The sequence below is a fragment of the Lysobacter sp. N42 genome, from assembly GCF_004344885.1.
Genome location: NZ_SKFB01000045.1, coordinates 1 through 23713, shown reverse-complemented (window position 1 = coordinate 23713; position 23713 = coordinate 1). Strand labels below are relative to the sequence as shown.

Annotated in this window: 20 protein-coding genes and 2 pseudogenes; 3 read left to right on the top strand and 19 right to left on the bottom strand. The window is 71.0% G+C overall.

From position 1 onward, the window contains the following. From EYQ95_RS27245 to EYQ95_RS23455, 3 genes and pseudogenes are all read right to left on the bottom strand, one after another. A pseudogene (locus EYQ95_RS27245) lies at positions 1–76 on the bottom strand (proline dehydrogenase family protein); the annotation flags it as partial. 73 nt (positions 77–149) lie between these two features. Next, positions 150–824 (bottom strand): annotated as a pseudogene (gene mreC, locus EYQ95_RS23460) (rod shape-determining protein MreC); the annotation flags it as partial. Between the two features lie 241 nt (positions 825–1065). Further along, positions 1066–2112 (bottom strand): rod shape-determining protein, encoded by a 1047-nt coding sequence (locus EYQ95_RS23455; RefSeq protein WP_132331148.1) that lies wholly within the window; start codon positions 2110–2112, stop codon positions 1066–1068. Between the two features lie 257 nt (positions 2113–2369). On the opposite strand from EYQ95_RS23455, the gene EYQ95_RS23450 reads away from it, so the two are divergent. Then, a complete protein-coding gene (locus EYQ95_RS23450; protein ID WP_132331146.1) occupies positions 2370–3305 on the top strand; it encodes a carbohydrate kinase family protein in 936 nt (311 codons plus the stop codon). Here the strand turns inward: EYQ95_RS23450 and EYQ95_RS23445 are convergent. The 4 genes from EYQ95_RS23445 to EYQ95_RS23430 all read right to left on the bottom strand — a co-directional run bounded on the left by EYQ95_RS23445 (position 3290) and on the right by EYQ95_RS23430 (position 7658). Then, the gene (locus EYQ95_RS23445; protein WP_370451329.1) at positions 3290–4123 is read right to left on the bottom strand and encodes an EAL domain-containing protein; all 834 of its coding nucleotides are present in this window, start codon (positions 4121–4123) and stop codon (positions 3290–3292) included. The two genes, EYQ95_RS23450 and EYQ95_RS23445, sit on opposite strands and share 16 nt — an antisense overlap. Before the next feature lie 89 nt (positions 4124–4212). Further along, positions 4213–4821: a CVNH domain-containing protein gene (locus tag EYQ95_RS23440; RefSeq protein WP_132331144.1), complete on the bottom strand. Its 609-nt coding sequence runs from the start codon at positions 4819–4821 to the stop codon at positions 4213–4215. A gap of 73 nt (positions 4822–4894) precedes the next feature. Then, positions 4895–5605 carry a hypothetical protein gene (locus EYQ95_RS23435; RefSeq protein ID WP_243700050.1) on the bottom strand — a complete coding sequence of 237 codons (711 nt, stop codon included), beginning with the start codon at positions 5603–5605 and terminating at the stop codon, positions 4895–4897. Between the two features lie 121 nt (positions 5606–5726). Then, on the bottom strand, positions 5727–7658 hold the full coding sequence (locus tag EYQ95_RS23430) for a M1 family metallopeptidase (RefSeq protein ID WP_132331152.1): 1932 nt from the start codon (positions 7656–7658) through the stop codon (positions 5727–5729). Between the two features lie 128 nt (positions 7659–7786). Between EYQ95_RS23430 and EYQ95_RS23425 the strand changes: the two genes are divergently transcribed. Next, the gene (locus tag EYQ95_RS23425; RefSeq protein WP_132331142.1) at positions 7787–10054 is read left to right on the top strand and encodes a carbohydrate binding family 9 domain-containing protein; all 2268 of its coding nucleotides are present in this window, start codon (positions 7787–7789) and stop codon (positions 10052–10054) included. A gap of 7 nt (positions 10055–10061) precedes the next feature. On the opposite strand, the gene ubiE is transcribed toward EYQ95_RS23425, so the two are convergent. After that, the gene (gene ubiE, locus EYQ95_RS23420) at positions 10062–10820 is read right to left on the bottom strand and encodes a bifunctional demethylmenaquinone methyltransferase/2-methoxy-6-polyprenyl-1,4-benzoquinol methylase UbiE (RefSeq protein ID WP_132331140.1); all 759 of its coding nucleotides are present in this window, start codon (positions 10818–10820) and stop codon (positions 10062–10064) included. Between the two features lie 101 nt (positions 10821–10921). On the opposite strand from ubiE, the gene EYQ95_RS23415 reads away from it, so the two are divergent. Beyond that, on the top strand, positions 10922–12604 hold the full coding sequence (locus EYQ95_RS23415) for a GspE/PulE family protein (protein ID WP_132331137.1): 1683 nt from the start codon (positions 10922–10924) through the stop codon (positions 12602–12604). 57 nt (positions 12605–12661) lie between these two features. Here EYQ95_RS23415 and EYQ95_RS23410 read toward each other — a convergent pair whose 3' ends face one another. The 11 genes from EYQ95_RS23410 to EYQ95_RS23360 all read right to left on the bottom strand — a co-directional run bounded on the left by EYQ95_RS23410 (position 12662) and on the right by EYQ95_RS23360 (position 23588). Continuing rightward, entirely contained in the window at positions 12662–13090 is a 429-nt protein-coding gene (locus EYQ95_RS23410) for a hypothetical protein (protein ID WP_132331135.1), read from the bottom strand. 170 nt (positions 13091–13260) lie between these two features. Further along, positions 13261–13725 carry a DUF2269 domain-containing protein gene (locus EYQ95_RS23405; protein WP_132331133.1) on the bottom strand — a complete coding sequence of 155 codons (465 nt, stop codon included), beginning with the start codon at positions 13723–13725 and terminating at the stop codon, positions 13261–13263. Positions 13726–13883: 158 nt separating this feature from the next. Then, positions 13884–15272, bottom strand: coding sequence for an ATP-dependent protease ATPase subunit HslU (gene hslU, locus EYQ95_RS23400; protein WP_132331131.1), 1389 nt, complete (start codon positions 15270–15272; stop codon positions 13884–13886). Positions 15273–15371: 99 nt separating this feature from the next. Then, on the bottom strand, positions 15372–15926 hold the full coding sequence (hslV, locus tag EYQ95_RS23395; protein ID WP_132331129.1) for an ATP-dependent protease subunit HslV: 555 nt from the start codon (positions 15924–15926) through the stop codon (positions 15372–15374). Positions 15927–16044: 118 nt separating this feature from the next. Then, positions 16045–16968 carry a tyrosine recombinase XerC gene (gene xerC / locus EYQ95_RS23390; RefSeq protein ID WP_132331127.1) on the bottom strand — a complete coding sequence of 308 codons (924 nt, stop codon included), beginning with the start codon at positions 16966–16968 and terminating at the stop codon, positions 16045–16047. Continuing rightward, entirely contained in the window at positions 16958–17629 is a 672-nt protein-coding gene (locus EYQ95_RS23385) for a DUF484 family protein (protein ID WP_132331125.1), read from the bottom strand. The genes xerC and EYQ95_RS23385 overlap by 11 nt, the downstream gene beginning before the upstream one ends. Continuing rightward, entirely contained in the window at positions 17616–18461 is an 846-nt protein-coding gene (gene dapF, locus EYQ95_RS23380; RefSeq protein ID WP_132331122.1) for a diaminopimelate epimerase, read from the bottom strand. The genes EYQ95_RS23385 and dapF overlap by 14 nt, the downstream gene beginning before the upstream one ends. 7 nt (positions 18462–18468) lie before the next feature. Beyond that, the gene (locus EYQ95_RS23375) at positions 18469–18711 is read right to left on the bottom strand and encodes a lipoprotein (protein ID WP_132331120.1); all 243 of its coding nucleotides are present in this window, start codon (positions 18709–18711) and stop codon (positions 18469–18471) included. A 28-nt stretch (positions 18712–18739) separates the two neighbouring features. After that, positions 18740–19132 (bottom strand): YbaN family protein, encoded by a 393-nt coding sequence (locus EYQ95_RS23370; RefSeq protein WP_132331118.1) that lies wholly within the window; start codon positions 19130–19132, stop codon positions 18740–18742. 9 nt (positions 19133–19141) lie between these two features. Beyond that, positions 19142–21337, bottom strand: a complete 2196-nt coding sequence (locus tag EYQ95_RS23365) for a S9 family peptidase (RefSeq protein ID WP_132331116.1) — start codon at positions 21335–21337, stop codon at positions 19142–19144. A gap of 145 nt (positions 21338–21482) precedes the next feature. Beyond that, positions 21483–23588 (bottom strand): prolyl oligopeptidase family protein, encoded by a 2106-nt coding sequence (locus EYQ95_RS23360; RefSeq protein WP_132331114.1) that lies wholly within the window; start codon positions 23586–23588, stop codon positions 21483–21485. Positions 23589–23713: the final 125 nt, after the last annotated feature.

Genomic DNA, 23713 nt, shown 5'->3' with positions numbered 1-23713 from the left:
GGCGTCGCACGAGATACGGCAGCAGGTCCTCGTGCGAGCCCACCGGTGCGTAGACGCGGCAGGGCACGTCCCGGCGGATGGGCCGGCGCGGCGCGCAGCAGCAGGACCTCGCGGCCGCGGTCGATCTGCGCCGCGGGCTGCACCTGCCCGCGCAGGAAGGCGCGCGACTCGTCGGGTTCGAGCCTGACGATGCGCCCCACGGGAAAGCCCGGCGGGAAGCGCGCGCCCATGCCCGACGTCACCACGACGTCGCCCACCCTGACGTCGCTGGACAAGGGGATGCTTTCCAGCGTGAGCCGGTCGCTGCGCCCCGTGCCATAGGCCACCAGGCGCACGCCGTTGCGTGCGATCGCCACCGGCACGGCATGGTCGGGGTCGGTGAGCAGCAGCACGTCCGACTGCAGCGGTCCCACCCGCGTCACCTGCCCGAGCAGGCCGCGCGCGTCGATCACGCTCTGCCCCACGCGCACGCCGTCGCCGCGCCCGGCGTCGAGCACGAGGCGCTGGCGGGTGGGATCGAGGTCGACGTCGAGGATGGGCGCGAGCTGCACGTCCAGCCGCGCGCGCTGGGCGGCGTCGAGCAGCATGCGCAGGCGGGCGTTGTCGGCCGCCACGGTGTTCATCCGCGCCATGCGCGCCTGGGCCACCAGCAGCTCCTGCCGCAGCCGGCGGTTCTCGCGCGCCAGCCGGGCCACCGTGCCCACGTACTCGCCCGCGCCGCCCACGGCCGTCGCCGGCAGGCTCGCCGCGGCGCGCAGCGGTTCGGCCACCACCCCGGCCTGACGGCGCGCGGCGTGCAGCCAGCCGCCGCGATGGTCGAGCACGACGAGCGTGACCGCCAGCGCGAGGTAGGCCAGCAGCCGCAACGTGCCCGCGGCATCGCCGAGGCGGGGACTGGGTGGACCGGCGTAGGACGGCACGGATGGGTGATTCGTGGTTGGTGATGGCTGATTCGAAAAAGCGCAGCGCGCCCTTCAAACGTCGATGCCGCGCCGGCGCGGCCGCACCCCGTAATCCGTGATGCCCCCCGGGTCACGAATCACGGGTCACGAATCACCGCTCCCCTCAGTCCGGCGCGAAGAACTCGTTGCCGTGCATGTCCACCAGCTCCAGCGCGCGCCCGCCCCCGCGCGCCACGCAGGTGAGCGGATCGTCGGCCACCTGCACGTGCAGGCCGGTTTCCTCGCTGATCAGGCGGTCCAGGTCGCGCAGCAGCGCGCCGCCGCCGGTGAGCACGATGCCGCGCTCGTAGACGTCGGCGCAGAGTTCCGGCGGGGTCTGCTCCAGCGCCAGGCGGATCGCCGCCACGATGCCGGCCAGCGGCTCGCGCAGCGCGTCGAGCACCTCGTTGGAGCTGATGGTGATCATCTTCGGCACGCCCTCGGCGAGGTTGCGGCCCGAGACCTCGATGGTGCGCACCTCGTGCTGCGGGTACGCGCAGCCGATCTCCATCTTGATGCGCTCGGCCGTGGCCTCGCCGATCAGCGTGCCGTAATGGCGGCGCACGTAGTTGATGATCGATTCGTCGAAGCGGTCGCCGCCGATGCGGACCGACTGCGCATAGACCACCCCGTTGAGCGCGATGACCGCGACCTCGGTGGTGCCGCCGCCGATGTCGACCACCATCGAGCCGCGCGCCTCGGTCACGGGCATGCCGGCGCCGATCGCGGCCGCCATGGGCTCCTCGATGAGATACACCTCGCGCGCGCCGGCTTCTTCCGCCGACTCCTTGATCGCGCGGCGCTCGACCTGCGTGGACCCGGCGGGCACGCAGACCAGCACGCGCGGGCTGGGGCGCAGGAAGCGGCTCTTGTGCACCTTGCGGATGAAGTACTTGAGCATCTCCTCCGTATAGGTGAAGTCCGCGATCACGCCGTCCTTCATCGGGCGGATGGTCGTGATGTGGCCCGGGGTTCGGCCGAGCATCTGCTTGGCCTCCGCGCCCACCGCCGCCACCGAGCGGGTGGCGCCGACCATGCGGTCCTGGCGGACGGCCACGACCGACGGCTCGTTCAGGACGATGCCCTGGCCGCGGACGTAGATGAGGGTATTGGCCGTGCCCAGGTCGATGGACAGGTCGTTGGAGAAAATGCCGCGGAACTTCTTCAACATCGGGGGAGGGGGCCCGGACTGGGAGGCGCGAGAGGGGGAGTGCGCCGCAGGCGGGCGCGCGAGCAGGCAGCCTAGCAATGCCCCCCCGCCTGGGCAAGGAATCACGGGGCCTTCACCCCGGTCCGCCAAGTCCGTCGCAAAGCCCCTGCAGCCGGGGTTCAGCCTGTCGGGCACGCGCCTCGCTGGCCGGCGGCAGGGCCAGCCGCTACCCTACGCGCCGCGCCGCGCCGGGCGCGGTGACCTGGAATCGAATCGGAATGTCTGCCCTGATCTGCGGCTCGCTGGCCTACGACACCATCATGGTGTTCCCGGACCAGTTCAAGAACCACATCCTGCCGGACAAGGTGCACATCCTGAACGTGTCCTTCCTGGTCCCCCGCATGCGCCGCGAGTTCGGCGGCTGCGCCGGCAACATCGCCTACAACCTCAAGCTGATCGGTGGCGACCCCATCCCGATGGCCACCGTCGGGCAGGACTTCGCGCCCTACCGCGCGCATTTCGAGAAGCACGGCATCCGCCTGGACCAGGTGCGCGTGATCGACGACATGTTCACGCCGCAGGCCTTCATCACCACCGACCTGGACAACAACCAGCTCACCGCCTTCCACCCCGGCGCGATGAGCCGCAGCCACGACAACCACGTGCGCGACGTCGAGGGCGTGACCTTCGGCATCGTCGCGCCGGACGGCCGCGAGGGCATGCTGCAGAACGCGCAGGAATTCCACGACTGCGGCATCCCCTTCATCTTCGACCCGGGCCAGGCGATGCCGCTGTTCTCCGGCGAGGAGTTCCGCCACTTCATCGAGCTGGCCGACTTCGTCGTGGTGAACGACTACGAGTCCAACCTGCTGCAGGAGCGCACGGGCTGGGACGAGCAGACCATCGCCTCCAAGGTGCGCGCCTACATCACCACGCGCGGCCCGCGCGGCTCGCAGATCCACGTCGACGGCCAGGTGCACGAGATCCCGCCGGCGCGCGAGCGCGACGTGGTCGACCCCACCGGCTGCGGCGACGCCTACCGGGCGGGGCTGATCCTGGGCCTGATGCGCGGCTACGACCTGCCTACCTGCGGCCGCATGGCCTCGCTGATGGGTGCGCTGAAGGTCGGGCACGCGGGCACCCAGAACCAGTTCTTCACCTACGACGAGTTCGCGGCCGAGTTCCGCGAGCAGTTCGGCTACGCGCTGGGCTGAAGCCGCGCCTGCGGCGGCGCCGAACCCGCGCTGCCGCGTTCGAACACCGACCAGTCGGGCTCGGGCAGCGCGCCCAGCCGCGGGCGAGCGACCAGGTAGCCCTGGAACAGCTCGATGCCCACGCCGCGCAGCCAGTCGAGCTCGGCGCGGGTTTCCACGCCTTCGGCCAGCGGGCGCGAGCCGATGCGCGAGGCCATGGTGGCGACGCCGCCCACGATCGCCTGCTTGGCGGGCTGCGAGTCGACGTCGCGCACCAGTTCCATGTCCAGCTTCAGCACGTGCGGCTGGAAGCGCGTCAGCAGGGCCAGCCCCGAGAAGCCGGCGCCGAAGTCGTCGATGGCGGTGGTGAAGCCGCGCCGCGCGTAGTACTCGAGCACGCCCAGCGCATGGCCGGGATCGGTGATGCGCTCGCTCTCGGTGAGTTCGAACATCAGCCGCTCGACGGGAAAGCCCACGCGCTCGGCCGCGGCCAGGGTGAGGCGGATGCAGCTGGCCGGCTCGTAGACCGCATTGGGAATGAAGTTGATCGACAGCCGCGTGTCCAGGCCCAGCTCCGCGGCGGTGGCGATCGCCAGCACGCGGCAGGTCTGGTCGAAGCGGTACATCTGCTCGGGCTGCACCTGCCCGAGCACCCAGCCTGCGCCCTCGCCCTGCGGGCCACGCACCAGCGCCTCGTAGGCGAAGACCTCGCGCCGCGCCACGTCGACGATGGGCTGGAAGGCCATGCGCAGGTCCAGCGGGAACGGCGCATCGGTGTCGCGACAGCGCAGGCAGCCGTGCATCGATGCGTCGTCGGCGAAGAAGCGGCTCAGGTACATCGCGATCCCCACTTTTCGCGCGACCTTAGCAGCCTTGCACGCGCGCGGCTAAGGCGCCGTCCGCACAAGCGCACCGCGGGGGGAATGCGTCAGCGCGCCACGCAGGTCAGCTGGCCGCGGATGTTGGCGATGTCGCTGCCATCGGGGCAGCGCGCGAGATCGAGCGCGGTCGGGGTCGTGCCCTCGCCCTCGATGGTCAGCCCGAGCACCTTCACCTCGCCGCTGCCGGTCTTGCAGCGCGCCTTCAGCCAACCCTGCTCCACGCTGCCCCAGCAGCTGTCGAACCAGCTGCCGGGCGGCAGGACCGCGTCCCCCCAGTTGGCACGCACCGGCGTCACGCAGACCAGCCGGCCGTTGCGGTTGGAGATGTCCGCGCCTGCACATTTCGGCCAGGGCAGGCTCGACGCGATCCAGCGTCCTTCCCTTCCCGCGTCGCATTCGGCGTGCAGCATCGAGGCGGTGGCACGTGGCGCGCGGCACGTGCGCAGATAACTGCCATTGGGAACCGGGACGGGGCGTTCGATCGTGGTCGCGCGGATCGGTGCGGTGGCGGGCTGCGGCGGCGCCACCGGCGCGGGGCGGACCAGCGGCCGCGCGGGCGCTTCCAGGGGCTGCGCGGGAGCACGCGGCGGTTCGCCAGCCGACGTGGCGGCCGGCGCGATGAGGGGCAGGAGCATGACCAGGGCGATGCGGCGCATGGGGCTCTCCGGTTCCATGTGGACGTGTCGGCAGCCTAGCCGCGACGCGCGCCGGCGGCGCGCCGTCCGTCCGCTACCAGCCCGGCATGCGCGCCGGATCCAGCCCGCCCACCTCGAACACGGCTTCCTGCACGGAGCCACCCTTCACGGGGACGGCGATCACCAGGCGCCCGCCACCGCGCACGGCGCGCCAGAGTGCGCGCTCGTCCTCGATGAACATGGCGATGGCCTCGTCGGTCTTCGGCCGGCTGGCGGCCATGCGGCGGCTGGTGCCGTCGACGCCCACCTCGACGCGGCAGCCGCCGTAGCAGTCGAAGTCGCCGTTCTCGAGCACGAGGTAGCTGCTGCGGCCCCATTCGGGGTGGTCGCGGAAGATCAGCTGCGGGCGGCTGCGGCCGCCGCCGGTGTCGATGGCCTCGCGTGCATGGATGGACGCCGAAAGCTGCTCGCCCTTGCCCAGGGGCTGGGACTGGTAGGTCCACAGCGCCGCCAGGCGCTTGTCTTCCTGCGCGGCATCGGCCTTGCGCCTGGCTTCGGCATGCTGCGCGGCGATGCGCCTGGCGGCGGGCGTGTCCGGATACTGGGCGATGAGCACGTCGCCATGCGCACGCGCCAGCGGCCAGTTGCCGGCCGCGAACTGCTGGTCGAACTGGCGGGCGAGCTCGTCGGCCGCGCGGCTGCGCTCGGCGGCCTTCGCGGCGGCCTCGGCGGCGGGATCGGGCGCCGGCCCGCAGGCGGCGAGGGCGAGAAGGACGGCGGGCAGGACGAGGCGCGGGATTCTCACGGGCGCTCCGGCGACGGGGAAGCGCGCACCTTAGCAGCGCCGGGCGTGGCCCCGGCGTAGTCGCCGCATACGAAAACCGCCGGGCAGGCCGGCGGTTTCGCAGCACGACGGGCGGGAGCGCTCAGCGCGCGCCCCGGCCCTCGGCGATCACCTGCTCCACCGATCCGGTGGTGATCGGGTGGTAGCCCGGGCGCGCCTTCGCGAAGATCTCCTCGGCCAGCTTCAGGCCCTCCGGCGTCTTCGCCAGCTCGCTGTAGGTGGGCATGATCAGCTTGCGGCGGCCGATGCGCTGCAGGAATTCGGCCATGGCCGCATGGGCCTGGGTGTAGCCGCTGCGCACCGCCAGCGGATACCAGCGCTGCGCGATCTCGCCATTGGGCGTGCCGGTGAACGTGTAGGCGGCGTCGAGCGCGGCCAGCTTCTCCACCGGCAGCGTCTCGGGCATGCCCTCGATGAAGTAGACCCACTCCTGCGTGGTCCACCTGGACGTGAGCGCGCGATCGGGCAGCGTGCCCGCGTCCAGCCAGGCCTTGCGCGCCGCGTCCACCGCGTCGAAGCGCTTGGACACCGTCTTCGGTGCGGTCGAGGGCACGCCGGGCTCGTAGAGCCAGGCGTCGAACTCGGCCTGCGTGACCTTGCCCGGGTACTTCTCGAGCAGGTTCTTCCTGGCGAAGTCGGCGAACTGCTGCGTGGTGATCGACTGGAAGGCGAAGGTGTCGAAGTAGCTGCGCAGGAAGGCGTCGAAGGCCTCCCGGCCGAAGCGCTGCTCGAGGAACTGCAGGAACCAGGCACCCTTGGTGTAGACGGTGCTGCTCAGGTTCTCGTCCGGATCCTTGAGCACGCCGGCCTTCACCGCGAGCGACTGCAGGGCCTTGTTCTCGGCGGTGAACTCCTCGGCCAGCTCGTTGCGCTCGATCACGTTCTCCATGTCGGCGCGCTCGCGGCCGTAGAGGTCCTCGATGATGCGGTTCTCGACGTAGGAGGTGAAACCTTCGTTGAGCCAGGCGTCCTTCGAGGTGGCGAAGGTGACCAGGTTGCCCGACCAGCTGTGCGCCAGCTCGTGCGCGATCAGCGACACCAGCGAGCGGTCGCCCGTCACCACGGTGGGCGTGGCGAAGGTCAGGCGCGGGTTCTCCATGCCGCCGTAGGGGAAGGACGGCGGCAGCACGAGGATGTCGTAGCGCTCCCAGCGGTACGGCCCGTACAGGCGCTCGGCCGTCTGCATCATCTTCTCGGTGTCGGCGAACTCCGCGGCGGCCTTCGGCGCCATCGACGGCTCGGCCCAGACGCCGGCGCGCGCGCTGATGGGCTGGAAGACCATGTCGCCCGCGGCGATCGCCAGCAGGTAGGACGGGATCTTCTGCGGCATCTTGAAGCTGTAGTCGCCGTCACGCGCGGCCCTCGGGTCGTTGTCGGCGCTCATCAGCACCATCACGTCCTTGGGCGCGGTCACGTGCGCGGTATAGGTGAAGCGCACGATCGGCGTGTCCTGGATCGGCACCCACGAGCGCGCGTGGATCTGCTGCGACTGGCTGAACATGAACGGCGTCTTCTTGCCCGCCGTCATCGAAGGCTCCAGCCACTGCAGGCCCGAGGCCTGCGGCGAGGTGCGGTAGGTGATGCGGATGCGCTTGTTGCGCTCGGGCGCGGCGATGGTCAGGCGGCTGCCGAGCACCTTGTCGGCCGGGTCGAGCTTGTGGACCAGGTCGACCCACTTGCCGTCGGCGCGCTCGCCGACCACCTTCTCGATGGTGAGGTCGCGCGTGTCCAGCACCAGTTTGCCCCAGGACGGGTCCAGCCATTCCAGCGTGTAGGTGGCGCTGCCGGCGAGCTGCTTCTTGTCGAAGTCGACGTTGAGCGCCAGCGCGATGTCCTGCGTGCGCACCTTCGACGGCTCGGCATAGGAATGCTCGTCCGGGCGCTCGGCGGCCTCGCCTTGCGCGGGGGCGGCCGCCGCGGCCTTCCGCGCCGCATCGGAGGCGGGCGCGGCATCGCGCTGGCAGGCGGTGGCGAGGACGGCGGACAGGCTCAGGGCGAGCACGGTGGGAAGCATGATGGAGCGCATGGACGGGTCCCGACGATGGATGCGCCGAGTGTACGACGCCCCCGCGCGTGGCCGCAGTGCACGGGGCCGGACTTCCGGCACGTTCGCCGCGTCGTCTCGCGCCCCATGCTGCGCGCATGCGAACCCCCGCCCTCGCGCTCGCCGCGCTGCTTGCGACCGCCACGGCGGCCTCCGCCGCCGACACCGTGTCCATTCCGCGCGTGGCCTCCGACATCGTCGTCGACGGCGTGCTCGACGACGGCGCCTGGAGCTCCGCCGCCAGCTTCGACGTCGCCTACGAAACCCAGCCCGGCGACAACCTGCCCGCCCGCGTGCGCACCACCGTGCGCGTGGCGCATACCGACGATGCGCTGCTGCTCGCGTTCGACGCCCGCGACCCGGACCCGTCGGCGATCCGCGCCTTCCTGCGCGACCGCGACGCGCTCTACCGCGACGACTTCGTCGGCGTGATGCTCGACACCTTCGACGACCAGCGCCGCGCCTACGAGTTCTTCGTCAACCCGCTGGGCGTGCAGGCCGACCTCATCCGCGACGAGGCCACCGGCGACGAGGACGACTCCTGGGACGGCCTGTGGACCAGCGCCGGGCGCATCACGGCCGACGGCTACCAGGTGGAGATGCGCATCCCCTTCGCGACGCTGCGCTTTCGCGACACCGCCGGCCCGCGGCGCTGGGGCGCCTCGTTCCTGCGCATCCGCCCGCGCGACTTCCGCTACAGCTACTTCAGCCACCGCGTCGAGCGCGGGGCGCGCTGCTTCCAGTGCGCCTTCCACGCCATCGAGGGCTTCCAGGGCGTGCGCCAGGGGCTGAACCTGGAGGTGACGCCCACCCTCACGGTGGCCGCTTCCGAGCAGCGGCGCCGCGCCGGCGAGGCCTGGACGCGCGGCGACACCGCCGTCGAGCCGGGGCTGGACGTGGCCTGGGCGCCCAGCCCGAACCTCACCCTCAACGCCACGATCAACCCCGACTTCTCGCAGGTCGAGTCCGACCAGGCACAGCTCGACCTCAACACCAGCTTCGCGCTGTTCTTCCCGGAGAAGCGCCCGTTCTTCCTCGAGGGCGCCGACTACTTCAACACCCCGCTGCAGGTGCTCTACACCCGGCAGATCGCCGACCCCGACGCGGGCCTGCGCCTCACCGGGCGCAGCGGCGCGCATGCCTACGGCGTCATCGCCGCGCGCGACGCCACCACGCAGCTGCTGCTGCCGGGCACGCTCGGCTCCAGCATCCGCGTGCTGGACCAGGACGCCGACGCCTTCGTGGCGCGCTACCGCGCCAACCTCGGCGACAGCACCACGCTGGGCGCGATCTCCACCTTCCGCCAGGGCGAGGACTACCGCAACGCGCTGGCCGGCGTCGACGCCCGCTGGCAGCGCGGCATCCACACCCTGCGGGCGCAGTGGCTGGCGTCGGACTCGCGCTATCCCTCGGCGCTGGGCCTGGCGGACGCGTCGCCGCGCGGCGACGCGCTGTTCGCGCACTACAGCGCCGGCAAGCGCAACTGGTCGGCCAACCTGCAGCACCGGCGCATCGACCCGGGCTTCCGCGCCGACCTGGGCTTCGTCTCGCAGGTCGGCGTGCAGACCTCGCTGGTGGGCGGCAGCTACACCTGGTTCCGCGACGGCGGCACGGTGAGCCGCCTCGGCGTCAATGGCGACTTCGACATCACCCACGACCACACCGGCCGCCTGCTCGAGCGCGAGGTCGAGGGTTACGTCAGCCTCAACGCGGCGCGGCAGACCAGCGCCAACGTCGGCGGCGTGGCGCGCGACCGCTTCTGGAACGGGCGCCTGTTCGACGAACGCTTCGCCACCGCCAACGTGGAGACGCAGGTGCTGCCGGCGCTCAAGGTCGGCTCCTGGCAGCGCGTGGGCGACATGCTCGACCTCGCCGCCACGCGCATGGGCCGCGGGCTGATCTGGCAGCCGTGGCTGCAGCTCGACGTGGGGCGCGGCATCAACCTCGCCCTCGACCACACGCGCCAGCGCCTGCGCCGCGGTGGCGGCACCGCCTTCGACGCCGCCGTGTTCGACGCGCGGCTGAGCTGGCAGTTCGATCCGCGCCAGCGCCTGCGCCTGTCACTGCAGGCCAGCGACGTCGAGCGCGACCCGGCGCTGTACCGCTTCCCGCGCGCCGAATGCCCGTTCACGCCCACGGACCCCACCGCGACCACCTGCATCGTGCCGGTCAGCGCCTCCAGGCGCGACGTGGCCGCGCAGCTGCTGTACTCCTACAAGGTGAATCCGCGCACCGCGCTGTATGCCGGCTACTCGCACGGTGCGTTCGACGTCGACCTCGAGGGCGACCTGCAGCGCGACTCGCTCGTGGACAGCGACCGCGGGCTGTTCGTGAAGCTCAGCTACGCCTGGCAGCCGCGGGGCTGAGCGCGGCTCAGGCGCGCGTGCCGCTGTGGATCGCGACGATCCCGGCGGAGAGGTTGCGGTAGCCGCAGCGCACGAAGCCGGCGGCCTCCATCATGGCCTGCAGCTCGCGCTGCGGCGGGTGCTTGCGGATGCTCTCGGCGAGGTAGCGGTAGCTGGCCTCGTCGCCGGCCACCAGCGCGCCCAGGCGCGGCAGCACGTTGAACGAATGGAAGTCGTAGAGCGGCCGGAACCAGTCGGCGGTGACCTGCGAGAACTCGAGCACGCGCACCTGCCCGCCCGGGCGCAGCACGCGGTGCATCTCGCCAAGCGCCGCGTCCTTGTCGGTGACGTTGCGCAGGCCGAAGGCAATGGTGACGAGGTCGAAGCTCGCATCCGGGAACGGCAGCGCCTGCGCGTTGCACTGCACCCAGGACAGGCCGCGCACCATGCCGCGGTCGGTGAGGCGGTCGCGGCCCACGCGCAGCATGTCGCCGTTGATGTCGCCCACCACCACCTCGCCGCCCTCGCCCACGCGGCCCTGCAGCAGCGCGGCGATGTCGCCGGTGCCGCCCGCCAGGTCGAGCACGCGCCCACCGCGGCGCACCTGCGCGGTGGCGACGAAGTAGCGCTTCCAGATGCGGTGGATGCCCAGCGACATGAGGTCGTTCATCACGTCGTACCTGGACGCGACCGACGAGAAGACCTCGCCGACGAGCCTCTGCTTCTCCCCGACCGGAACGTCGCGGAAGCCGAAGTGGGTGGTGCCGGGGCGGGGGTCGTCGCTCATCGCGCCATTATCGCACCCCGTGGCAGGCGGCCGTCGCCCGTCTGAGTTGGATCAAGCGCGGGGCCCGGCGGCCGACAACAATAGGGGCGGGGAGGATACCGATGAACCTTGAACTGCATGCCCCGGCCCTGCCGGCGTTGATCGACTCGATGGCGGGGCTGGAAAGTCATCTGGCGCAGGGCGAGCGCGCGGCAGCGCCCGGTTTGCATCCGGCCCTGGCGCTCGACGACTGGCTGGGCCTGGGCCACGACGCCGACCCGGCCTCCCATGAGCGGGCGCGGGAACTGGGCCTGCCGCTGGTGAGGCTCGACTCGCTGCGCCCGGAACCGGACGCACTGGCGCTGCTGGACCCCCAGCTGGCGCGCACGCTGCGTGCCGTACCCATCTGCGTGCGCGGCGGCGCCGTGGCGGTGGCGATGGAGAACCCGGCCGCGCACCAGGCGCAGAGCGTGCTCGGCTTCCTGAGCCGCCACCGCGTGGTACCGCTCGTGGCGAGCGCGGCGGACATCCGCGAGGCGATCGCGCGCTGCTACGACCAGACCGAAGACCGTCGCGTGGCGCTGCAGCTGGGCCTGGATCCGGGTGGTGGCGACGTGATCGCCTCCGAACAGGAAGCATTGCGCCTGGCGCGCGAGCAGCCGGTCGTCCAGCTGGTGCACGGGCTGATCGCCGAGGCGGTGGACCGTCGCGCCTCCGACATCCACCTGCGCCCCGGCGAACGCGGCGCCGACCTGCTCTACCGCATCGACGACGAGCTCGTGCCGGTGCGCCGGCTCATGCGTGCGCTGATCCCGGCCTTCGTCAGCCGCGTCAAGGTGATCGCCGGCATGAACCTGGCCGAGCACCGCAAGCCGCAGGATGGCCGCACGCGCTTCTCCCTTCCCGGCGGCCGCGAGGTGGATCTGCGCGTGTCGGTGCTGCCCACAGTGTTCGGCGAGAGCGTGGTGATCCGCCTGCTGGACGCGCGCGAGAGCCTGTGGAGCCTGGACCAGCTCGGCCTCTCGCCCGAGGACCGCCGGCGCGTGGACGACGTGATGACGCGCAGCCACGGCATGTTCCTCGCCACCGGTCCTACCGGCTGCGGCAAGTCGACCACGCTCTACGCGATGCTGCTGGCCCTGCGGCAGCAGCGCATCAACATCCTCACCATCGAGGATCCCGTCGAGTTCCACGTGGCCGACGTGCAGCAGATGCAGGTCAACCGCGCGGCCGACTTCACCTTCGCCAGCGCGCTGCGCAATTTCCTGCGCCACGACCCCGACGTGATCATGGTGGGCGAGATCCGCGACCACGAAACCGCGGAGATCGCGGTCGAAAGCGCGCTCACCGGCCACCTGATGCTGAGCACGCTGCATACCAATACGGCCGCCACGACGGTGACACGCCTGCTCGATCTCGGCGTGGAAGCCTACCTGCTGCGCGCCTCGCTGCTGGCGGTGATCTCGCAACGGCTGGTGCGCCTGACCTGCACGCACTGCCGCGAGATCGAGGAGGTCGACCCGCACGTGCGCGAGGCGCTGGGCGTGGCCGCCGACGAGGTGTTCCACCGGGGCCGTGGCTGCAGCCACTGCGAGGGGCTCGGCGTGCATCGCCGCCGCGCGGTCTACGAGTTCATGGTGGTGACCCCGCGCATCCGCGGACTCATCGTGCCCGGCGCCGAGGCCGATGCCATCCATGCCGCCGCCGTGGAGGATGGCATGGTGCCGATCACGCAGGCCGCGGTCGCGCTCGCGCGCCAGGGCCTGATCTCGCTGGACGAGGCCTGGCGCGTGCGCGCGGACTAGCGTCCTTCGGACGATGGCCGCGGGCCTGCGTCATGCGCCCTGCGGCCTCCATGCCGCTCAGGTGCCCACGTGCACGTCGTTCTCGCTCTCGGCGCAACCCAGCGTTTCCAGCGCCAGCGACATCGCCAGCGTGTAGCTCTGCGCCTGGTAGCCGTCGATCACCGCCACGCGCGGGCCGGGCTGGGGCTGGCCTGCGCCCGCGGACGCGCGGCGACCGGGATGGACCTCGATGTAGGGCACCGGCAGGTGCTGGAGCGTGGCGTGCAGGCGGTCGTCGCGCGCGCAGCGGCCCGGATCCAGCAGGATGATGTCCGCGCCCTCGCCCTCGAGGCGACCCAGCCGCTCCACGAGCTGTCGCGCATCGTCACAGCGCACATGCACCAGCGACTGCCCCGCCGCCTGTGCGCGTGCATCCAGCGCCTCGTGCACGTCGTCCGACACGCCACCCGCGCCCGCATCGGGCCCCTGGATCATCACGATCGCCATCGTCCGCTCCGTCGCGGCCCCGGCGACGCGGAATGCGCCGCGCCCGGGCTGCTGTTGATGCGGCAACGCTAGGTGCAGGCGTGTCCACGACGCATCGAAAAGACGCGGACACGGCACCCACGGTTCATCACCGCGACAGCTGCCGCCTGAGGCATTCAGGGTGGTCGTGATCAGGTGGGCTTGCGCACCATCAGCGCGAAGATGGCCATTACGCCCACGAATGCGGGCCAGCCCAGCACGAACCACCAGCGCATCACGCGGTGGTAGCCCGTCGGCAGCACGCCGTCACGCGCCAGCGCCTCGCGCGCCAGGTCACGTGCGCGCACCTGAAGCCACACCACGGGCAGCCAGCAGACCCCGACGAGGAAGAACAGCGCGACGGCCGTGCCCAGCCAGAAGGTGGAGTACGGAATGCCGAGGACGTGCACCATCCACGCCCCGGTCGCGAACTGCACGACCACCGCGGGCGCCGTGAACACGCTGTCGGCGATCACGGTGACGCGCGTGGTACGCGCGATGTGCGCGGCGTCGCCCGTGCGATGCGCCATCCAGGTGAAGAACGCGATCCCGAGCCCGGTGCCGAACAGCAGGGTGGACGACAGCACGTGCAGCCACTTCACCCACAGGTAGTCCATGCGGCCTCCGGCGCGACGAAAGGCAGTCTACGCCTGGCCGGACCGCGCGACGGCGCAGCGCGTCGGGCGCATCGTGGTGCCGGCCGCGAAGGCCTTCGGCATGCACCAAGCCCGCGCCCCCGTATCGACGGGAACGCGGGGGTGGAACCGCGCCGACTTCAGAGGATGTAGCGCGAGAGGTCGGGATCCTTGACCAGCTCGCCCAGGTGCGCATCCACGTAGGCGCGGTCGATGGTGACCGACTGCCCGTCGCGGTCGGGCGCTTCGTAGCTCAGCGTGTCGAGCAGGCGCTCCAGCACCGTGTGCAGGCGGCGTGCGCCGATGTTCTCCTGCCGCTCGTTGACGATGGCGGCGAGCTCGGCGAGGCGATCGATCGCGTCGGGCGTGAACGACAGCTCCACCCCTTCGGTCTTCATCAGCTCGACGTACTGCAGCGTGAGCGAGGCGCGCGGCTCGGTGAGGATGCGCACGAAGTCGTCCTTGGACAGCGAGGAGAGCTCCACGCGGATGGGAAAGCGCCCCTGCAGCTCGGGGATGAGGTCACTCGGCTTGGCGAGGTGGAACGCACCGGACGCGATGAACAGGATGTGGTCGGTCTTCACCGCGCCGTACTTCGTGCTCACGGTGGAGCCCTCCACCAGCGGCAGCAGGTCCCGCTGCACGCCCTCGCGCGAGACGTCGCCGCCCATCGCGCCGGTCTCGCCGCGCTTGGCGATCTTGTCGATCTCGTCGATGAAGACGATGCCGTGCTGCTCGCAGGCCTCGATGGCCGCCTCGCGCACGTCGTCGTCGTTGACCATGCGCCCGGCCTCCTCCTCGATCAGCTGGCTGCGCGCGGCCTGGATGGTCATGCTGCGCTTGTGCGTGCGCGCGCCGGCCACCTGGCTGAACATCTGCCGCAGCTGCTGGCCCATCTCCTCCATGCCGGGCGGGGCCATGATGTCGACGCCGACGTTCACCGCGGTCTCGATCTCGATCTCCCGCTCGTCCAGCGCACCCTTGCGCAGCTGCTTGCGCAGCTTGGCGCGCGTGGCCGCGTACTGCTTCTCCTCTTCCTCGTCGTCGTGCGGCTGCGTGTCCTCGAAGCCGAACACCGGCCCGCGCTCGCGGCGCGGCAGCAGCGCATCGAGGATGCGTTCCTCGGCGCGCTCCTCGGCCTGGGTGCGCACCTTCTTCTTCGCCTGCTCGCGAACCATCTTGACCGCGGTATCGGCCAGGTCGCGCACGATCTGCTCGACGTCCTTGCCCACGTAGCCGACCTCGGTGAAGCGCGTGGCCTCGACCTTGACGAAGGGCGCATTGGCGAGCGTGGCCAGGCGCCGCGCGATCTCCGTCTTGCCCACGCCGGTCGGGCCGATCATCAGGATGTTCTTGGGCATGACCTCGTTGCGCAGATCGGGTTCCAGCTGCATGCGCCGCCAGCGGTTGCGCAGCGCGATGGCCACCGCGCGCTTGGCGTCGTGCTGGCCGACGATGTGGCGGTCGAGTTCCTGCACGATCTCGCGCGGGGTCATGGTGGCGCTGGTGGTGTCGGGGGTGAGGGGCATGGGATTCGGGATTGGGGATTCGGGATTGGAAAAGGCGCCGCGTCGCGCGTGCGGGTTCGGGAGACTGCGGATCCGCTCCTGCGAATCCCGAATCCCGAATCACGCCAGCTCTTCGACCACCAGGTTGCGGTTCGTGTAGATGCACACGTCGCCCGCGATGTTCAGCGCCTCGGTGACCAGCGTGCGTGCGTCCAGGTCGGTATGCGCGACCAGCGCGCGTGCCGCCGACAGCGCATAGGCGCCACCCGAGCCGATGGCCACGATGCCGTCCTCCGGCTCGATCACGTCGCCGGTGCCGGAGACGATCAGGGAGGTTTCGCGGTCGGCCACGCACAGCAGCGCCTCGAGCTTCCCCAGGCGCCGTTCGGTGCGCCAGTCCTTGGCCATCTCCACCGCGGCGCGGGTGAGCTGGCCATGCTTCTCGAGCTTGGACTCGAACAGCTCGAACAGGGTGAAGGCGTCGGCGGCGGCGCCGGCGAAGCCCGCCAGCACCTGCCCGTCGCGGCCGAGGCGGCGCACCTTGCGCGCGTTAGCCTTCATGACGGTGTGGCCCAGGGTGACCTGGCCGTCGCCGCCCACCGCGACGCGGCCGTTGCGGCGCACCGACAGGATGGTGGTGGCGTGGAAGACGTGGGGATTGCGGCTGGGATCCATTCGGGCTCCGGAATCGGGGCGAGGGGCGCCCCGGGACGGCGCGGGCCGGCATGGCCGGCCCCGCGGATGCGCCGGCGGCTGCCGGCTCGGATGGAAGTGAGGGTGAGGGGCGCCGCGTTCAAGCGCCGTCGTCGCCGCCCGGCTCCCTCTTCCGGCGGGCGCGGGGATGCGCCGCGTCGTAGACCTTCGCCAGGTGCTGGTAGTCCAGGTGCGTGTAGATCTGCGTGGTGGACAGATCCGCGTGGCCGAGAAGTTCCTGCACGCCGCGCAGGTCGCCGGAGGATTCCAGGATGTGGCTGGCGAAGGAGTGCCGCAGCATGTGCGGGTGCACCTGCTTGAACAGGCCCTGGCGCATGCCGAGCTGGCGTACGCGCAACTGCACGGCGCGCGGGGTGATGGGCGCGCCGCCGCGGCCGGGGAACACCGGGTCGACCGCCTGTGCGCCGGTGGACGCACGCCAGGCGGCCAGCGCGGTGCGCGCATGCGAGCCGATCGGCACGATGCGCTCGCGACGGCCTTTGCCGTGCACCGTCACCAGCCCGTCGTCGAGGTCCACCTGGGTCCAGCGCAGGCCGCAGAGTTCGGACAGGCGCAGGCCGGAGGAATAGAACAGCTCCAGCAGCGCCCGGTCGCGCAGGCCCAGCGGCGCGTCGACCGGTGTTTCGACCAGCGCCTTCGCCTCGTCCGGGTCCAGCACGCGCGGCAGCTTGCGCGGGGCCTTCGGCCCGCGCAGGCCCGCGACCGGGTTGGCGGCGACGCGCCCATGCCTGAGCAGCCAGCCGTAGAAGCTGCGGCAGGCCGAGAGGCGGCGCTGCAGCGTCTTCGGCGCGCAGCCGCGGCGGTGCTCGTCGGCGACGAAGGCGCGCAGGCATTCGCCGTCGAGCGCTTCGAGCGCCAGGCCTTTCGCAGCCGCCCAGTCGACCAGCGCGGCGAGGTCGCGGCGATAGGCATCGCACGTATGCGGCGAGGCCTGGCGCTCGCCTTCCAGGTGCGCGAGGAAATCGCGCACCCAAGGCACCGCGGCGACGGCGTCAGTCGACATACCTCGACAGCGCCGCGCCGAAGCTCTCGCCCATCATGCGCAGGAACAGCGTGCCCATGCCGGGATAGAAGCGGTTGGGGTCGCGGCTGCCGACCGCGACCATCGCCAGCCCCTTCACCGCGAACAGCGCCGTGGACTGCAGCTCGCCGGCCTCGTCGCCGTAGAGCACGCCCTGCTTGGAGGGCTGCAGCCGGCCGCAGAGCGGCTCGTCACCGGCGAGGAAGTCCGCGAAGGGCGCCAGCCGATCGTCCCCGGCGGGCACCACCTCCAGCCATTCGGCCGCATCGACGCCCGGCAACGCGCGCAGCAGCAGGATGCGCACGCGGTCGCCGGCGAAGTCTTCCTGCAGCGAGGCCGCCATCGCGCGCAGCGTGTCGGCGGCACTGCCCTGTTTCATCAGGGCCAGCGTGAGCTGGTGGATGCGCACCGACAGCCGTTCGTTCACCTGCGCGTTGGCGAACAGCTCGTGCAGGCGCCGCGTGAGTTCGCGGTTCTTCTCGCGCAGCACCTCGAGCTGGTAGCTCGCCAGCGATGCGGCCGACCCCGACTCGCGCGGCACCACCAGCGAGGTCGCAAGGTCCGGGTACTGCTGCAGGAAGCCCGGATGCCGGCGCAGCCATGCGGCCACCTCGTGCGCACCCAGCGTTTCAGGTTGGCTCATCGATCCAGTCCCCTTCGAATACGAACGTGGCCGGCCCGCTCATCGCGACGCCCGCGTCGTCGGACGGCCATTCGATATGCAGCACGCCGCCGGGCAGCGCGACGTCGACCGCGCGATCGACCCAGCCGCGGCGCATGGCGACCACCGCCGCCGCGCAGGCACCGCTGCCGCAGGCCAGCGTTTCGCCGACGCCGCGCTCGTACACGCGCAGGCGCAGCCGCGCGCGATCGACGACCTCGACGAAGCCCACGTTCACCGAATCGGGAAACGCGGGGTCGCGCTGCAGCGCCGGGCCGACGGCGTCGACCGGCGCGTCGTCGACGCGGTCCACGCGCAGCACGGCATGCGGATTGCCCATCGACACGGCACCGAAGCGCACCTCGCCGGCGGATGTCGCGAGGCGGTACTCGTCGGCCGCGTCCAGGCCCGCCAGCGGGATGCGTGCCGGAGCGAAGTCGGGGCGCCCCATGTCCAGGCGCACGCGGCCGTCCGCGGTGAACTGCACGAGGTGGCGCCCGGCGGGGCTGTCGACCTCGAAGCGGTCGGGCAACGGGCGCCCGGCCCCGGCGGCGTCCCGCCGCAGCCAGGCCGCGACGCAGCGCGCGCCGTTGCCGCACTGGCCGGCGCGGCTGCCGTCGGCGTTGAAGATGCCGTAGCGTGCGACGACGGCCGCATCGTCGCCGCGCTCGATGGTCAGGATCTGGTCGCAGCCCACGCCGCGCCGGCGGTCGGCCAGTGCACGGCACAGGGCCGGCGACGGCGGCGCGCGGCCGTCGCGCAGGTCGAGCACGACGAAGTCGTTGCCCGCGCCGTGCATCTTGGAAAAACGCATGGACGCCTCAGCGCGGCGGCGGCTCGGCCGGTGGCGGCGTGGCGGTGTCGCCGCCCTCGCTCGCATCGCCCTCGACGGGCTGCTGGTTCGCCTCCAGGAGCGCCTCGGGCTCGGGCTCGCCGTCGGCGGGCGCATCGAGCGGTGGCACGTCGGCGGCCGGCGCCGTCGGCAGCACCAGCGGGCCCTTGTTGCCGCAGCCCGGGAGCGCGAGCACGGCGAGGATGAGGACGGCGGGGAAGATCGGCTTCATGCGCCGAGTGTAGCGCGGCGCCCGGTGATCACCGCGGCTCCGGACGCAACCACAGCCAGGTGGCCACGACGGCCATGACCGCGGTGCCGATGCCCGCCATCCACGCCCGCGGCGCGGTCACGAACATGAGCACGGCGGCCAGCGCCATGGTGCCGGTGGCCAGCCATTTCGCGCGGCGGCTCACCGCGCCCTGGGCCTGCCAGTCGCGGATCATCGGGCCGAAGCGCGGGTCGGCCAGCAGGCGCTCGTGCAGGCGCCGGGAACCGCGCGCCGCGGCATAGGCCGAAAGCAGGACGAAGGGCACCGTGGGCAGGCCGGGCAGCACGATCCCGACGAGCCCCAGCGCGAGCGCGACGTAGGCCAGCAGCCACCAGGCCCAGCGGAAGCGGCCCGGAGGCCGCTCCGGCGGCGTCGCGCCCATGCCCTGCCCTTACTTCGAGGCCGGCTCGGCCACGCCCAGCTGATCGAGGGCGAAGGCATACATCTCGGCGAGCTCGCGGTAGCGGCGGAAACGGCCGGACTTGCCGCCGTGGCCGGCGTCCATGTTGGTGCGCAGCAGCACCGGCGCGGTCGAGGTGTTGCGGTCGCGCAGGCGCGCGACGTACTTGGCAGGCTCCCAGTACTGCACCTGCGAGTCCCACAGGCCGGTGCCGACGAACATCGCCGGGTAGGCCTTGCGCTCCAGGTTGTCGTAGGGCGAGTACGACAGCATGTAGTCGTAGAACTCCTTCTTCTCGGGATTGCCCCACTCGTCGTACTCGTTGGTGGTGAGCGGGATGGTGGGGTCGAGCATGGTCGTCACCACGTCCACGAACGGCACCTGGGAGAGGATCAGGCGGTACTTTTCCGGTGCCATGTTGCTGATCGCGCCCATCAGCAGGCCGCCGGCGCTGCCGCCGTAGGCGGCGACGCGGTCCCTCGCCGCATAGCCTTCCTTCACGAGGAAGTCGGTGACGTCGATGAAGTCGGTGAAGGTGTTCTTCTTGTTGAACAGCTTGCCCTGCTCGTACCAGGCGCGGCCCATCTCCTCGCCGCCGCGGATGTGCGCGATCGCATAGACCATGCCGCGGTCGAGCAGGCTCACCACCGGCAGGTTGAAGCCCGGGTCCATCGTCGCGCCGTAACTGCCATAGCCGTACTGCAGCAGCGCGGCGGTGCCGTTCTTTTCGAAGCCCTTGCGGTAGACCAGCGACACCGGGATCTTCGTGCCGTCGCGGGCCTCGGCCCAGACCCGCTCGGTGACGTACTTGCCGGGGTCGTAGCCGATCACCGGCTGCTGCTTGAGCAGGCGGCGCTCGCCGGTGCGCACGTTGAGCTCGTACGTGGTCGCCGGCGTGGTGAGCGAGGTATAGCTGTAGCGCAGCCATTCGCTTTCGGGCTCGGCGTTGGTCGCAAGGCCCATCGAGTAGGCGGGCTCGTCGGCCTTCACGTACTCCTGCGCGCCGTCGGGCTTCAGCAGGCGCAGGCGCTCCAGGCCCTGCGAGCGCTCGGCGATCGCGGTGAAGCCGTCGAACAGCTCGAAGCCGTCGATGTAGACGTCGTCGCGCGCGGCGATCCAGTCCTTCCATTCCGCCCGCGAGGTCGACTGCGTGGGCGCGGTGGCGAGCTTGAAGTTCTTGGCGCCGTCGGCATTGGTGCGGATCACCCAGCGGCCGCCGTGGTGGTCGGCGCTGTACTCGACGTCGCGCGCACGCGGGGCGAGCACGGTGAAGTCCGCCGGATCCGCGGCCGGCGCATAGCGCATCTCGTCGGAGACGGTGCTGCTGACGTGGATCACGATGAAGCGGTCATCGCGCGTGCGGTCGATGCCCATGTAGAAGCTGTCGTCGGCCTCCTCGTACACGACCGGGTCGCTCTCGACCGGGGTGCCCAGTACGTGCTTCTTCACCCGCTTGGTCAGCAGCGTCTCCGGGTCGTTCTCGACGTAGAAGACGGTGCGGTTGTCGTCGGCCCAGACGATGTCGGGCGAGACCCCGCGGATCTCGTCCGGATACACCTCGCCGGTTTCCAGGTTCCGGAAGCGGATCACGTACTGGCGACGGCCCACGCTGTCATCGGCCCAGGCCATCAGCCGGTTGTCCTGGCTGATCTCATAGGTACCGACGTTGTAGTAGTCGCGGCCTTCGGCCAGTCGGTTGACGTCCAGCAGCACCTGCTCGCCGGTGAAGTCGCCCGCATCGTTGGCCTTCTGGATGGCCTGCGCACTCATGCCGGCCACGTCGCGGCGGCGCGCGTGCACGGGGTAGTCCTTGCCCGTCTCGAAGCGCGAGTAGTACCAGTACCCGCGCTCGCGGTAGGGCACCGAGCTGTCGGCCTGCTTGATGCGGCCGACGATCTCGTCGTACAGGCGGTCCTCGAGCGGCTTCAGGCGCTTCATCACCGCATCGACGTACGCGTTCTCGGCATTGAGGTACGCGAGCATCTCCGGGTCCTTGCGCTTGTCGTCGCGCAGCCAGTAGTACTCGTCGACGCGCTCGGCACCGAAGGGCGCGCGCACGGTATGCGGCTTCTTCGCGGCGTCGGGCGGAGGCGGCAGGGCCTGTCCCGGGCTGGAGGCGGTGTCGGCGGCGTACGTGGTCGAGGTCATGAGGATCGCGGTGGCGAGGAGGAGTGAGCGGATCTTCATCGATGGGGTCCAGGAGCCCGGGGCGCAAGGGGCGACAGTAGGGCGCGCGGCCGCGCCGGGCCATCGGCCGAAAGGCGGGGGCGGACGCGCAAACGCGAACGGCCGCCCGGGAAGGCGGCCGCCGCGTTGGTGACGACGCGGGCGATCACTTCCCGCCCAGCGTCTTCCACAGGAACGTGAAGGCCAGCGCGTTCATGTGCGCGGCCTGCGCGTTGTTGGCCGCGCCGCCGTGCCCGCCCTCGATGTTCTCGTAGTAGCGCACGTCCTTGCCGGCCTCGAGCATCTTCGCCGCCATCTTGCGCGCATGGCCTGGGTGCACGCGGTCGTCGCGCGTGGAGGTCATGAACAGCGCGGGCGGGTAGTTCCTCGATGCGTCGAACAGGTGATACGGCGAGAAGCTGCGGATGAAGGCCCACTCCTCCGGCTTGTCCGGATCGCCGTACTCGGCCATCCACGACGCCCCGGCCAGCAGCTTGTGGTAGCGCTGCATGTCCAGCAGCGGCACCTGCACCACCGCCGCGCCGATCAGCTCCGGGTACTGCATCAGCATGTTGCCGGTGAGCAGGCCGCCGTTGCTGCCACCCTGCACGCCCAGGTGCTTCGGGCTGGTGATCTTCCTCGCGACCAGGTCCTGCGCCACCGCCGCGAAGTCCTCGTAGGCCTTGTTGCGGTTGGCCTTGAGCGCGGCCTGGTGCCAGCGCGGGCCGTACTCGCCGCCGCCGCGGATGTTGGCGACCACGTAGACGCCGCCCTTCTCCAGCCAGCCCTTGCCCACGCCACCCGAGTAGCCCGGGGTCAGCGAGACCTCGAAACCACCGTAGCCGTAGAGCAGCGTGGGCGCGGTGCCGTCGGGCTTGAGGTCCTTCGGGCGCACCAGGAAGTACGGGACCTTCGTGCCGTCCTTGCTGGTGGCGAAGTGCTGCTCGATGACGTGCTTCGAGGCATCAAAGAACGTCGGCATGGTCTTGAGCGTTTCCGGCGCCTTGCCGATTTCCGCCAGCGACAGCGTGGTCGGCGTCAGGTAGTCGGTGGCCGTCAGCCACACCGCATCGGATTCGTCGGGATCGACGGCGGACACGCCCAGCGTGCCGAACGTCGGCGCGCCGGTGAACGCACTGCGCGCCCAGCCGTCCTTGCCCGGGGTGAGCACGGACAGGCGGTTCTTGACGTCCTCCAGCACGTTCAGCACGAGGTGGTTCTTCGTGATCGTGTAGCCGGCCAGCGAGGTGCGCTCGGTGGGCTCGAACAGCACCTGGAAGTCGCGCCCACCCTTCATGAAGGCGTCGAAGTCCGCGGCGATCAGGCTGCCGGCCGGATAGGTGCGGCCGCCCGCCGCGTAGGGCTCGCGCAGCTCGAGGATCAGCCAGTCCTCGTGGACGTTCTTGTTGGCCGAGTTCGGCGCGTCGATCTTCGTGAGCTTGCCGTCCTGCCCGCGCAGGTAGAGCTCGTCGTTGTAGAAGGCGATCGTGCGGGAGACGAAGTCGCGCACATGGCCGGGCGTGTGGTCACGCATCGCGGCGATGTACATGTCCTTGTCGGAGCCTTCGTAGACCACCTTCGCCGACGCCAGCGGCGTGCCGCGCGTCCATTCCTTGACCACGCGCGGGTAGCCCGAGCTCGTCATCGTGCCGGGGCCGAAGTCGGTGTAGACGTAGACGCGGTTCTCGTCGATCCAGCCCAGGCCGCCCTTGGCCTCCGGGCGGAAGAAGCCGCCCTCGACCCAGGCCTTGTCGACCAGGTCGAACTCGCGGGTGACGTCGGCGTCCGCGCCGCCGCGCGAGAGCGCGACGAGGCAGCGCTTGTACGCGGGCTTCAGGCAGCTCGCACCGTGCCAGACCCAGTTCTCGCCCTCGGCCTTGTTCAGGGCGTCGAGGTCGATGACCGTCTCCCACTTCGGGTTGGGCTTGCGGTATTCCTCCAGCGTCGTGCGCCGCCACAGGCCGCGCTCGTGCTGCCGGTCCTTCCAGAAGTTGTAGTAGTAGGGGCCGATCTTCTCGACGGCCGGGATCTTGGCGTCGGAGTCGAGGATGGCGCGGATGTCGGCCTCCAGCGCCTTGAACTCCGGCGTGGCGGCCAGCTCGGCCTCGGTGCGTGCGTTCTGCTGCTTCACCCAGGCGAGCGCGCGCTCGCCGGTGACGTCTTCGAGCCACTGGTGGGAGTCGGTGTTCTGCATGGCGGCTTCCTGTGCGCTGGCTGCATTCGCTGCGGCCAGCGCGGCCGCGAACAGCAGGGACGTGGTGCGCTTGGACATGGACGGGGGGATCGAGCGAAGGAGGCCGCAAGCTAGCAGGCCACGGCCGCCCGGGCCACCCGGCGCGACCTCAGGCCGCGCGCCGCTGGGTGGCCGCGCGGCGCGCACGCGTGGAGCGCCGGGCC